This window comes from Citrobacter sp. CK199 (genome assembly GCF_030333285.1).
Classification (GTDB): Bacteria; Pseudomonadota; Gammaproteobacteria; order Enterobacterales; family Enterobacteriaceae; genus Citrobacter_B; species Citrobacter_B koseri.
This window is the reverse complement of the sequence record NZ_JAOWGF010000024.1, coordinates 971,418-984,560: the sequence shown is the minus strand read 5'-3', so window position 1 is coordinate 984,560 and position 13,143 is coordinate 971,418. Positions and strand designations below refer to the sequence as shown.

Here is a 13,143-nt window from a genome sequence, read left to right as displayed (position 1 = left end):
TATTCGTATTCGCCTGTTATTGAATTATTTGCCCGTGTATTCAAAGACGATAATAGAACCTGGGTTACTCAGATTATGCGTTGGATGGTTGGATTCATCCATCACATTACCAAAGTTATCCGTCGCCACGTAGATTTTACGGGTGTCCGGGCTCACCAGCACCATGCGGTAACGGTTTGCCGTGTGGAAATATTTCGCGACGTCACCCTGGACATCTTTCTTATCGGCATTCAGCAGAACACGGTACAGCGCGCCATTTTTCATGGAGCTGATAATCACCGAGTTTCGCCAGCCTTTAATTACGCCGTTTTCCGGGTAGTATGCCACGCTGGATGGCGCAATTGTCGGCCAGCAGATATATGAAGAATCCGGGCCGCAGCTGGCGTCGTTATAGGTAAAGCCTTCTTTGACCGTAAAGAACGTTTTAATCGGCGCTTTAAAGTCTGCGGCTTTCCACTCTGTTTCTTTCTGGACAGGAACGCCTGCCGGAATATGGTTAGGGTCCCAGGTCAGAGACGGGCAATTCGCCGCTTCAGAGTAGTTGGCATAAACGTAAGCCTGATCGTCCTGGAAACCGGCAACGTGTGGCCAGCCATAGTTGCCGCCGGGTTCGAGGATATTCAGCTCGTCATCGGAGGATGGCCCTTGTTCGGATGCGTAAAGGGTATCGCCAATAAATACCAGTCCCTGAGGGTTACGGTGTCCGTAAGTAAACAGGTGGCTTTTGATCCCTTTAATAACGGGGTTATCATCTGGAATGGAGCCATCGGTATTCAGACGCAGCACTTTACCGGCATAGGCGGCATAGTCTTTATTCTTCAGTTCATCCTCAGTGGGAATACGCTGAGCTTCGATAGGTTTACAGAAATTCGCGCCCTGGTTATGCCCTTGTTCACCGATGGTATAATACAACTTCCCGTCCGGGCCAAAGCGCAGGCGTCCACCGTTATGGTCATTGCCCGCCGGGAATCCAGCCAGGATCTCTTTTTCATTACCCAGCTTCTGGGTTTTTTCGTCATATTCCAGGCGAACGATTTTGGCGTGTTCCTTGTCGCCGTTCATATAGGTATAGGCCGTATAAACATAATTATCGCCACCCGGTTTCATGAAGCTCGGTGACAACGCCAGGCCCAGAACGCCTTCATGCTGCGGCCCGGTATGAACCCCGCTCAGCGTAATGGCGACTTTTTTCTCACCGGTTTTCGGGTTGATACGATCGATAGAAGCGGCTTTACGTTCGGTTACCCATAAATAATCATCCGGCCCCCACACCATATCCCACGGGGCATCAAGCCCGCTAATGAGGACATGCGCGGAAAAAGGTTCTGAGGCTTGTATCTCGGTTTGTTTTGAATTTGCGGCCTGTGATGAGGTTGCGGCATAACTAACGCCAGATATGGCAAGGGCTAACGTAACAGCCTGACTGATGCGCTTTATTTTATTATTCATCATTGTGTTCCTGTATATGATAAATAATTTCGACGGATGTCGAAATTTTCAAAGATGTAACAACTATTGTCCTTGAGAGGTAATTTATCAAGTTGCGCCAGAAGCCGATAATTTATTAAAAATGAATCTGTTGCGATAAGGTGGAATAAGTCGATTTGTGTGTGTTGGCATTGGAGTGTTGTTTAACGTGTTGTTTGTGCTGAATGTTTTTCTCTGGCAGTTGTTAGAGGTTCATTTGTTGGCTTCTCACAATATCGCGATATGAATTTATTGTCTCATTTTTTGAAATTCACTGTCCGACATGTGTTGTTAATGTTGATTTTCACCCACTGGCTTATGTGGTTGTGTTCTATAATGAGAGTGATGTCCATGAATAGTCTCTATTTTTCAGTGATAACACTTTATTTAAGGATTATCAGGCACATTTCTACCGGAGATGGTATTGTCTGAACGCGGATTTTAATTCTTGTTATTTATTTTTATAAAAGGTAATGTCATGAGATAAGGGACTGTATCTAAATATTCCCCATAAATCTTCTTTTCCTGTTTTGTATTTTGATTACGATATTGTTGATACCTGTGACAAGTAAATGATTACCGGTCATCTTAAGCTGGAGGGCATATTTATATGGCAGAACAACATTCATCAGCATGGTCACCTTTACGTAACCGTGTTTTCTTCATGTTATGGATAGCCACACTCTTTTCCAATATCGGGACCTGGATGAATGATGTTGGCGCCGGTTGGTTGATGACCAATTTAAGCCCGGACCCTGTCATGATTGCCGCTATTCAGGCAATGACCACGCTGCCCGTATTCTTGCTGGCGTTACCGGCGGGGGCCATTGCGGATATTTTCGACAAGAGAAAGTTACTTATTCTTGTTAATATTATGATGCTGTGTGCCGCATCTCTGCTCGCAATTATCGTCTATTTTAATGTTGTCAGTATCGGATGGTTATTATTCATCACGTTTATTCTCGGATCCGGCGCCGCGTTTTTAGGCCCGGCATGGCAGGCCATTGTACCTGCTATTGTTGAACCTCATGAATTAAAATCCGGGATTGCGTTAAATAGTATGGGTATTAACATCAGCCGGGCGATCGGGCCCGCGCTGGCCGGTATTTTGATTTCACAGGTCGGTCTTTATCTTCCTTTTCTTCTGAATGCGTTGAGTTTTATTGCGATTATTGCTGCGGTATGGTGGTGGAAAGGAGAAGAAAAAACGAACGGGAGTCTTCCGGCTGAATCTGTTGTTGCCGCAATGGTTTCAGGTTTGCGTTATGCCCGTTACAGCCCGGAATTAATGAGAACAATAATAAAGGCTGCCAGCTTCTTTGTTTTTGCCAGCGCGTATTGGGCAATGCTCCCGTTGGTGGTGAGACTTTCACTTCAGGGAGATGCAACATTATATGGCGTGTTAACAACCAGTATCGGGATCGGCGCTGTCTGTGGCGCATTCAGTTTGCCCGCGCTGCGTAAGCGACTCAGTGCCGGCGCTCTTATTACCTCAGGAACATTCGGTACTGCTGCCGTATTGCTGATATTCGCCGGAGCAGCATCTCAATATGCCGCTATTTTCGCCAGTATTGTGGCTGGTTTCAGCTGGATTATTACCTTGTCAACGCTCATGATATCAGCCCAGACAGCGCTCCCGGACTGGGTTCGCGCAAGAGGGCTGGCCTTATACCTGACCGTATTTTCCGGGTCAATGGCATTCGGTTCTCTGGTCTGGGGACAAATTGCCTCGCATACGTCAGTAACCACAGCATTACTTTCTGCCGCAATCGGTATTGTCGTTGTCTGGTTATGCGTATTAAAGGTAAAAATTGACCATGACAATATTAACTTGCAGCATTCAGATCACTTTAGCCTTGCTGAGGACGGTCTTAATGATATTACCGGCCATACCGGTCCGATGCTGGTGTCTGTTTATTATCATGTCGATGCTGAAAAGAATGGCCAATTTATCAGTTTGATGAAAAAGTTAAAAAATATCCGGTTAAGGGATGGCGGTTACGCCTGGGGACTGTTTGTGGTTCCTGAGAAATCCAATGAATTTATTGAAACATTCATGGTGTCGTCATTGGCTGAACATCTGCGTCAGCACGACAGAGCGACTGTCGATGACAGACAAATACAGCAGCAGCTGGATGACATCATTCTGAATAAAAAAGCAACACACTATTTTTCTGCGAGTGTAGCGGAATCTTTTGTCATACAAGAGGAATAAGAATAAGCGTCAGCTTATACCGTCTGGTGAATAATAGAACGTTGTGGGGCGGCAGGACTGAATCACGCATCATCCTGTCTGCCGCGTGGCAATGTAGAAATGCAAAATCACAAGACGATGGCTGATTGTGGTGGTTTTACTGAACCCGGCAGACGTCAGGAGAGGTATGTATGGTGTCCCCTGCAGGAATCGAACCTGCAACTAGCCCTTAGGAGGGGCTCGTTATATCCATTTAACTAAGGAGACGAGGCGGCACGAGTATAGCGTTTTTTACCCTGCACAGTAAGTATATCGCCGCCTGACTGCTCAAACAGTCGCCATTCAGGACTGTTTTTTCTGCTTTTCCGCCTTCTTTCCGGCACGCAGCCTGGCCTCTTCTTTGCGTCTGGCGCTCATATCATTACGGATCTGCGCATGGCTCATAAGCGCGAAGATGAATGTACCGCCGCAGATATTCCCCGCCAGCGTGGGCAAAGCAAAGGGCCAGAAAAAGTCGCTCCAGTGCAGCGTGCCGTTAAACACCAGATAGAGGATTTCAACCGAACCCACGACGATATGGGTCGTGTCAGCGAGGGCGATAAGCCAGGTCATCAGAATGATCACCACGATTTTTGCGGCGCCGGCAGCGGGAAACATCCATACCATTGTGGCAATGATCCAGCCGGAGATAATGGCATTGGCAAACATCTCGCCAGGGCTGTTTTTCATCACATCCATGCCGATTTTGACAAACGCATCACGCGTTTCTTCGTCAAATATAGGCATATATTCAAAAGCCCATGCGGCGATGCCAGTACCGACTACGTTGCCCAGTAACACCACGCTCCAGAGCCGCATCAGCAGACCCGCGTTGCCCATCGTCGGGTTTTGCATCACCGGCAGAACGGCGGTGACGGTATTTTCAGTAAACAACTGCTGGCGCGCCATGATGACGATGATAAAACCAAAGGTATAACCCAGATTCTCAAGTAAAAAACTGCCGGGGACGCCGTCCAGCTGTACGTGAAAAATACCTTTCGCCAGTAGCGAGGCGCCCATTGAGAGCCCTGCGGCAATGGCTGACCACAGCAGCGCCATAGCGTCACGCTCCAGCTCTTTTTCGCCGTCCTGGCGGATATGTTCGTGAATCGCCATCGCGCGTGAGGGGAGGCGATCCTCGTCGACCTCTATCTTTTTCCCGCGTTGTTTTTCTTCGCTTTCGACTTCGAGTTCGTCACTGTGTTGATCAATTTTCTCTTCGCTGAATTTATCCATTGTGAGACCTCGTGATGAACACATTTGTCTAAAGCGTAGTGGCTTTTATCCGACTGAAGGCAGGGCAAACTCTGAAATCGCAAAAAAGGCGACGCGCGTTTTTACCCGCCCGGTTAGAATGAAACCCGCCATGAGCCAGAGTTACAGGCTATGATCAAATCAACAAGAATCAGTATATAGACATCATTTGACGTGCTGTTACAATCGCTCACACCTAAACAGGCGGATACGGTCTCGTTCCGTCATGGATGGCAATCAGCGATAGCCATAATCAACAGGGAGACATTTATGAAGCTTCGCCTGTCGGCGCTTGCGCTGGGGAGCACACTGCTGGTGGGATGTGCAAGCTCCGGTACAGAACAGCAGGGGCGTTCAGATCCGCTCGAAGGATTTAACCGCACCATGTACAACTTCAACTTTAACGTGTTGGACCCGTATGTCGTTCGACCGGTCGCTGTCGCCTGGCGTGATTATGTTCCGCAGCCTGCCAGAAATGGTTTGAGTAATTTTACCAGCAACCTCGAAGAGCCTGCGATTATGGTGAACTATTTCCTGCAGGGCGATCCCTATCAGGGCATGGTGCACTTCACCCGCTTCTTCCTGAATAGTATTTTGGGGATGGGGGGCTTTATTGATGTTGCGGGGATGGCGAATCCAAAACTACAGCGTGTTGAACCGCACCGTTTCGGCAGTACGTTAGGCCATTACGGTGTGGGGTATGGCCCCTACGTGCAACTTCCGTTCTATGGCAGCTTCACGCTGCGTGAAGATGGCGGTGATATGGCCGATACCCTTTATCCGGTACTTTCCTGGCTCACCTGGCCGATGTCGATCGGTAAATGGACCATTGAAGGAATTGAAACCCGCGCGCAACTGCTGGATTCCGATGGTCTGCTGCGTCAGTCTTCCGACCCGTATATTCTGGTGCGTGAAGCATACTTCCAGCGTCATGACTTCATCGCTAACGGCGGGAAGCTTAAACCGCAGGAAAACCCGAATGCCCAGGCGATTCAGGACGATCTCAAAGAGATTGATTCTGAATAACCACACGAGGCCAATAAAAAAGGTGAGTCAAAAGACTCACCTTTTTTTACGTCTGATGAAAATCAGAATGCGTAGTTAAAGTTCGTACCGAACAACCAGGCTTTACCGTCAGACTTGAAGGAGTAAGCTGCCGGGCCTTCCCCTTCGGTAAATTTCACGTTCTGGCCGTGCATATAAGATGCGCCAACGTCAATAGAAGCATCTTCATTGAAGGCGTAAGTTGCACCCGCGCTCAGCCACAGACGGTCCTGATCGGGAATAGAAATGGAACGTTTGTTTGCCGGAACCGGGCTATCGTCATACGCGATACCGGTACGGAAAGTCCAGTTCTTATCGTAGTAGTAGGTCGTACCCAACGCGATACGGTACGCATCCTTAAAGCTTTCATCTTTATAGAAGAGCGTCTGGCCGTCGTCGCCTTTGGCTTTTAACTCCTGGAACTGGCTCCAGCTGGTATAAGTCAGGCTATAGTGGATAGCCCATTGCGGCGCGACGCGGTTATAACCGGAGATTTCCCACATTTCAGGCAGGTTCAGGGTTAAGGAACCATTCTGTGTTGCGCCGCCAGTGCCGTATGGCAGGCTTGAAAGCCCCATACTGGCGAAAATATTGTTCAGATTTGGGTTAATGGAGCTTTTGTAATCGCCTTCGAAGTCGATTTTCACTTCAGAGCGGTAGGTCAGGCCCCAACGGTTATCCTTGTCGAGTTCATACAGGATGCCTGCGTTCCAGCCGAATCCCCACTCATCACCCTTCAGGTGGGCGATCTGGGAGTCAGGGGAGTTAATGCCATCCGTCCACTGAGAGGGGACGCCTTGTCCAACCAGCTGTTGTGAAAGCACCGGACCGAGGGAACCCGCATAGCGCTCAATTTTAGCCTTCGCGTAAACCGCATCAAAACCAACCCCGAAGCTCCAGCTATTATTCAGGCGATAGGCGCCGCTGAGGTTCAGGTTCACCGTTTGCAGGTCTGTTTTACCGCCATAGATACCGGCTGAATAATCTTTATTGAATTCGGTGGCGAGGCCATAGTTGGAGGTAATGGATGCCCCCCAACCGAACTGATCGTTGATCGGCGCAACGAAGTGCAGGTTAGGAACCCACGCTGTTGGCGCAATATTATTCGCGTTGGCATTTTGCCCGGTTAAGTTAGAGCGGCCGGTCACATTGACATCTGGATCGATATACACCGCACCCGCAGAGAAGGTGGGGCGATCGAACATCATAATTAACGCCGGGTTGCGGCTAACGTTACCGGCATCATCTGCGATAGCGCCTTCACCCGAATAAGCCCGGCCAAGGCCAGAGGAAGAAAATTCGTTTAACTGAAAGCCTGCAGACCAGGCCTGTGTGGAGACGATTGCCACTGCGACTGCGAGAGCAGACTTTGTAAACAGGGTTTTCTGGCTCATGACCATAACCTCATCGATTTATTTTTATACAAACTATGTTACATGCCGTAACAGGAGCGCGAAGTGTAGGGTCTGAGGTACGACAGAGAAATCAGACCAGTGGCGTGAGTATAGGTCTGACCAGCTGGAATGTTGCAAGTATGTTTATAATATTTTTCAATTGTGATCGTAGAAACGCGATCCAGCTGGCAAATTTGAGGCCTGGCGCACTCACTCGATTGGGCGATTTTTGTTTTAGATCATTTTTAAGTGTGATTTCGGTCACTTATCCCATTTTGCGTCATTAACGACTGGAGAGCCTTTTTCCACGAGCGTAAAATATCCTCAATATTTATCTGGCACCTTGAGTGCAAATACAGAGGAAATCTACAATGAGTAAATGCAGTGCTGATGAAACCCCGGTTTGCTGCTGTATGGATGTTGGCACCATTATGGACAACTCCGATTGCACCGCGTCCTACAGCCGTGTGTTTGAAAACCGCGCGCAGGCCGAAGAAACGCTGGCGGCTCTGACAGAAAAAGCGCGTGGTGTGGAATCTGAACCTTGCCAGATTACATCCACCTTTACCGAAGAAGCTGAAGGCGTGCGTCTGGACATCGACTTTGTCTTCGCCTGCGAAGCTGAAACGCTGATCTTCCAGCTGGGTCTGCGTTAATCCCCTTCTTTGAATGCCCCTGTCAAATTCTGGCAGGGGCATTTTCGTAACCCTCTGTTACTATCCTCTGTGTCTTAGCTCTCACTTTCTGGCGTCTCCGCTTGGCGAAATGTAAAAAATTGGTTAAGACTGTGATCAGGTCAGACCACTTATTTTATTTTTTACAGGGGAATGTTATGAGTCAGGCTTTACCACTGGTTACCCGCCAGGGCGATCGTATCGCCATTGTAAGCGGATTACGTACGCCGTTTGCTCGTCAGGCCACCGCTTTTCATGGCATTCCTGCTGTTGAGTTGGGAAAAATGGTTGTTGGGGAATTGCTGGCGCGCAGTGAAATACCTGCCGAGGTTATTGAGCAACTGGTTTTTGGCCAGGTGGTGCAAATGCCTGAAGCTCCCAACATCGCCCGGGAAATTGTGCTGGGTACGGGGATGAATGTTCACACCGATGCCTACAGCGTAAGCCGGGCGTGCGCGACCAGTTTTCAGGCGGTAGCGAATGTTGCGGAAAGCCTGATGGCGGGGACGATTCGCGCGGGGATTGCTGGCGGCGCGGACTCCTCTTCCGTGTTACCCATTGGCGTCAGCAAAAAGTTGGCGCGTATACTGGTGGACGTCAATAAAGCCCGCACGACCGGGCAAAAACTCAAACTCTTTTCCCGCCTGCGTCTGCGAGACCTGATGCCTGTTCCGCCCGCGGTCGCTGAATATTCCACCGGGCTGCGGATGGGCGATACGGCCGAGCAAATGGCGAAAACCTATGGCATTACGCGTGAGCAGCAGGATGCGCTGGCGCATCGTTCCCATCAATGTGCCGCACAGGCCTGGGCTGAAGGTAAACTGGCGGATGAGGTAATGACGACATATGCGCCGCCGTATAAAGAGCCTTTTTCTGAAGATAATAATATTCGTGGCAACTCTACTCTGGCAGATTATGCGAAGCTGCGCCCCGCGTTTGATCGACAACATGGGACGGTCACGGCGGCGAACAGTACGCCGCTGACGGATGGCGCGGCAGCCGTCATCCTGATGACGGAGTCTCGCGCTAAAGAACTTGGCCTGGCGCCGTTGGGCTATCTGCGTAGCTATGCGTTTACCGCAATTGACGTCTGGCAGGACATGCTGCTGGGCCCGGCCTGGTCGACGCCGCTGGCGCTGGAGCGGGCCGGATTAACGCTGGCCGATCTCTCGTTAATTGATATGCATGAAGCCTTTGCCGCTCAGACGCTGGCTAACATTCAACTGCTTGGCAGTGAGCGTTTTGCCCGCGACGTGCTGGGCAGGGCGCATGCGACCGGAGAAGTGGATGACAGTAAGTTTAACGTCCTCGGCGGGTCGATTGCCTATGGACATCCGTTTGCCGCAACGGGGGCGCGGATGATCACGCAAACCCTGCATGAGCTACGCCGTCGGGGAGGCGGTTTTGGCCTGGTGACCGCGTGTGCTGCGGGGGGTTTAGGGGCGGCAATGGTTCTGGAGGCGGAATAATGGACATGACATCGGCTTTCACGCTTAACGTGCGTCTGGATAACGTCGCGGTCGTCTCTATTGATGTCCCCGGTGAGAAAATGAATACCCTGAAGGCGGAGTTCGCGACGCAGGTTCGCGCCATCCTGAAACAGATTCGGGAAAACAAGGCGCTGCGCGGTGTGGTTTTTATTTCTGCGAAGCCGGATAACTTTATCGCGGGGGCGGATATCAACATGATCGGCAACTGCAAAAGCGCGCAGGAAGCTGAAACGCTGGCGCGTCAGGGCCAGCAGATAATGGCTGAAATTCAGGCGCTGTCTGTTCCGGTTGTCGCCGCCATTCACGGCGCGTGTCTCGGCGGTGGGTTAGAGATGGCGCTGGCTTGCCATCGGCGCATTTGTACTGATGATGCGAAAACCGCGCTGGGCCTGCCGGAAGTGCAACTGGGGCTGCTGCCAGGGTCTGGCGGTACGCAGCGATTACCGCGCCTGGTTGGGGTGAGTACAGCGCTGGACATGATCCTCACCGGTAAGCAGTTACGGCCAAAACAAGCGCTCAGGGTTGGCCTGGTGGACGAAGTCGTGCCGCATGCCATCTTGCTTGAGGCCGCTGTGGAACTGGCGATTAAAGGGCGTTCCGCTCAGCGGAATTTACCGGTGCGTGAACGTATTCTGGCGGGGCCGCTTGGGCGCACGCTGCTGTTTCGCATGGTCAGTAAAAAAACCGGGCAGAAAACGCAGGGTAATTACCCGGCGACAGAGCGAATCCTTGAGGTGATTGAAACCGGGCTGGCGCAGGGAAGCAGCAGCGGATACGACGCGGAAGCGCGGGCGTTTGGCGAACTGGCGATGACGCCGCAGTCGCAGGCGTTGCGGAATATCTTTTTTGCCAGCACCGAAGTGAAAAAAGATCCGGGGAGCGACGCGCAGCCTGGCCCGTTAGCCAGCGTAGGCGTGCTGGGCGGAGGTCTGATGGGCGGCGGTATTGCTTACGTGACGGCCTGTAAAGGCGGCTTGCCGGTTCGCATCAAAGATATTAATGCTAAAGGCATCAACCACGCGCTGAAGTACAGCTGGGATCAGCTTGAAACCAAAGTTCGCCGCCGCCATATCAAAGCGGGCGAACGCGACAAACAGCTGGCGCTAATCTCCAGCTCAACGGATTACCGCGGCTTCTCGCATCGGGATCTGGTTATTGAAGCGGTGTTTGAAGATCTGGCGTTAAAACAGCAGATGGTGGCGGAAGTCGAGCAAAACTGCGCTCCTCACACCATTTTTGCCTCCAACACCTCATCTTTACCCATCGGCGACATCGCGGCTAACGCGGCCAGGCCTGAGCAGGTGATTGGTTTGCACTTCTTTAGCCCGGTAGAAAAAATGCCGTTGGTGGAGGTCATTCCTCATGCGACAACCTCCGCGCAGTCGATCGCCACGACCGTTAAGCTGGCGAAAAAACAGGGCAAAACGCCGATTGTGGTCAGCGATAAAGCCGGGTTCTACGTTAATCGTATTCTTGCCCCGTATATCAACGAAGCAATACGGCTGCTGACCGAAGGCGAACGCGTCGAAGCGATCGATGCCGCGCTGGTCAAGTTTGGTTTTCCGGTCGGGCCAATCCAACTTTTGGATGAGGTTGGCATCGATACAGGCACTAAAATTATACCTGTACTGGAGGCCGCTTACGGCGAACGTTTTAGCGCGCCTGCAAACGTTGTTGCCTCAATTTTGAATGACGATCGCAAAGGCAGAAAAAATGGTCGCGGTTTCTATCTTTATGGCGTGAAAGGGCGTAAAAGCAAAAAACAGGTCGACCCTGCAATTTATAGGCTTATTGGTACGCAAGGGCAGAGCCGACTTTCTGCGCAGCAAATGGCTGAGCGGTGCGTGATGTTAATGCTCAATGAAGCGGCGCGCTGCTTTGATGAGAAGGTGATCCGCAGCGCGCGTGATGGCGACATCGGCGCGGTATTTGGTATTGGTTTTCCGCCGTTTCTTGGCGGCCCGTTCCGTTATATGGACACTCTCGGCGCGGGTGAAGTGGTTGCGGTTCTGCAACGACTGGCTACGCAGTATGGCGACCGGTTTACCCCGTGCGAGCGCTTATTGCGGATGGCTGAACGCGGTGAACGTTTCTGGAACAGTGGGGAAACAGACCTGAAGGAATAAGGTCATATCAGGACGAGACCGCACCGAATGACTGTGTGGTGGTCAATTTGTAAACAAAGATTGACTATACTTACGCCATTGAGGTAAAAAACAGCGTTTCATTCGGTGAATGGATAAGGCACAATGCCGGCCACCGCATTTTTATCATACCCGTCAGGGTTTTTGCTAAGAATGTGGGTGATTCTGGTTAACAAAAGCGGTGCAATATGCAAGTTTTTATCATGCGTCACGGCGACGCGGCCCTCGATGCCGCCAGTGATTCGGTTCGTCCCTTAACCTCGTGTGGTTGTGACGAATCCCGCCTTATGGCGAACTGGCTGAAAGGTCAAAAAGTGGATATCGAACGTGTTCTGGTGAGCCCGTTTCTACGAGCCGAACAAACGTTGGATGTGGTAGGGGAGTGTATGAACCTGCCTGGCAATGTGGACGTTTTGCCGGAGCTTACTCCTTGCGGCGATGTCGGTATGGTCAGCGCCTGGTTACAGACGCTGGCGAATGAAGGCGTCGCATCGGTGTTAGTGATCTCTCACCTGCCTTTGGTGGGATATCTGGTGTCTGAACTCTGTCCTGGCGAGACGCCGCCAATGTTCACCACATCTGCGATTGCCAGCGTAACGCTTGATGAAAGCGGCAAAGGGATTTTCAACTGGCAGATGAGCCCGTGTAATCTGAAAATGGCAAAAGCGATTTAACGTTATTATCGTCGGTTGGATACCGTGCCTGATGGCGCTTCGCTTATCAGGCCTACATCCTGCACTGACCCCGTAGGCCGGATAAGGCGCTTGCGCCGCCATCCGGCAATCGGCATTGTCAGGGAAGCTCCGGCGGCAACCACTCTTCTACTTCAATCAATACCAACAGCGCAGCGTCCCCGCCGTACTCTTTTGGCGCCTGATGGAAGGCCATAACGTGCGGATGTTGCGCCAGCCATAACGGCGTTTGTTGCTTAAGAATATGCTTTCCGTGGCCGTGCATCACACAGGCGCAAAAGACATGCTCGCGGCGACAGGCGGCAATCAGCGCCCCCAGCTCTTGTTTGGCCTGTTGTTGCGTCAGACCGTGCAAATCCAGGAACAACTCCGGCGAATAGTCGCCCCGACGCATTTTCTTCAGCTCGAAATGGCTGACGTCGGCACGTACATATTTCACCGGGCCGTCGGTATTCAATAACGGTTGAAATTCATCGGAGAAATAGTGGCTGGCATCAGCCTGCTCCTGTATCAGACGTTTGACCGGGACTTCTGTGATTTTTTTACGTTGCGGCCGGTGGACAATGGTGTCCTGCTTAATCTGGCGGGTGCCGGTCATTAACTGCCGGAACAACGCCTGGTCCTCCTCGCTGAGCGATGTTTTCTTTTTCATTCGAACGTCTCATCTTTTATTTTGCGTTAGTTTACCCGACTCAGGGGACATTCGTTCAGCCAAAACGCAATTTTCACGCTCTGGCGCCGCGTGAGTGCT

At 51.2% G+C, this 13,143-nt stretch carries 10 protein-coding genes and 1 tRNA gene; 6 read left to right on the top strand and 5 right to left on the bottom strand.

Annotated features, from left to right (window positions below; genetic code table 11):
- Positions 1-24: 24 nt before the first annotated feature.
- Entirely contained in the window at positions 25-1,449 is a 1,425-nt protein-coding gene (locus OGX75_RS08690) for a glucose/sorbosone family PQQ-dependent dehydrogenase (RefSeq protein WP_200074400.1), read from the bottom strand.
- A 628-nt stretch (positions 1,450-2,077) separates the two neighbouring features.
- Here OGX75_RS08690 and OGX75_RS08685 point away from each other — a divergent pair.
- Positions 2,078-3,682, top strand: coding sequence for an MFS transporter (locus OGX75_RS08685; RefSeq protein WP_115181327.1), 1,605 nt, complete (start codon positions 2,078-2,080; stop codon positions 3,680-3,682).
- 171 nt (positions 3,683-3,853) lie between these two features.
- On the opposite strand, the gene OGX75_RS08680 is transcribed toward OGX75_RS08685, so the two are convergent.
- Positions 3,854-3,928 (bottom strand) — tRNA-Arg (locus OGX75_RS08680).
- A gap of 75 nt (positions 3,929-4,003) precedes the next feature.
- Positions 4,004-4,936, bottom strand: coding sequence for a formate/nitrite transporter family protein (locus tag OGX75_RS08675; protein WP_012131426.1), 933 nt, complete (start codon positions 4,934-4,936; stop codon positions 4,004-4,006).
- A 288-nt stretch (positions 4,937-5,224) separates the two neighbouring features.
- On the opposite strand from OGX75_RS08675, the gene mlaA reads away from it, so the two are divergent.
- Positions 5,225-5,980, top strand: coding sequence for a phospholipid-binding lipoprotein MlaA (gene mlaA, locus OGX75_RS08670; protein ID WP_024130145.1), 756 nt, complete (start codon positions 5,225-5,227; stop codon positions 5,978-5,980).
- A 62-nt stretch (positions 5,981-6,042) separates the two neighbouring features.
- On the opposite strand, the gene fadL is transcribed toward mlaA, so the two are convergent.
- Entirely contained in the window at positions 6,043-7,392 is a 1,350-nt protein-coding gene (fadL, locus tag OGX75_RS08665) for a long-chain fatty acid transporter FadL (RefSeq protein WP_024130146.1), read from the bottom strand.
- 371 nt (positions 7,393-7,763) lie between these two features.
- Here fadL and OGX75_RS08660 point away from each other — a divergent pair, with 371 nt between their 5' ends.
- The 4 genes from OGX75_RS08660 (at position 7,764) to sixA (ending at position 12,374) form a co-directional block, all read left to right on the top strand.
- Positions 7,764-8,048, top strand: a complete 285-nt coding sequence (locus tag OGX75_RS08660) for a YfcZ/YiiS family protein (protein ID WP_024130148.1) — start codon at positions 7,764-7,766, stop codon at positions 8,046-8,048.
- Between the two features lie 176 nt (positions 8,049-8,224).
- Positions 8,225-9,535: an acetyl-CoA C-acyltransferase FadI gene (gene fadI / locus OGX75_RS08655; RefSeq protein ID WP_286451181.1), complete on the top strand. Its 1,311-nt coding sequence runs from the start codon at positions 8,225-8,227 to the stop codon at positions 9,533-9,535.
- The gene (gene fadJ, locus OGX75_RS08650; RefSeq protein ID WP_286451182.1) at positions 9,535-11,682 is read left to right on the top strand and encodes a fatty acid oxidation complex subunit alpha FadJ; all 2,148 of its coding nucleotides are present in this window, start codon (positions 9,535-9,537) and stop codon (positions 11,680-11,682) included. Before fadI ends, fadJ begins: the two co-directional genes overlap by 1 nt.
- A 206-nt stretch (positions 11,683-11,888) precedes the next feature.
- Entirely contained in the window at positions 11,889-12,374 is a 486-nt protein-coding gene (gene sixA, locus OGX75_RS08645; RefSeq protein ID WP_047462281.1) for a phosphohistidine phosphatase SixA, read from the top strand.
- A gap of 118 nt (positions 12,375-12,492) precedes the next feature.
- On the opposite strand, the gene smrB is transcribed toward sixA, so the two are convergent.
- Entirely contained in the window at positions 12,493-13,044 is a 552-nt protein-coding gene (gene smrB, locus OGX75_RS08640) for an endonuclease SmrB (protein WP_012131437.1), read from the bottom strand.
- Between the last annotated feature and the right edge of the window lie 99 nt (positions 13,045-13,143).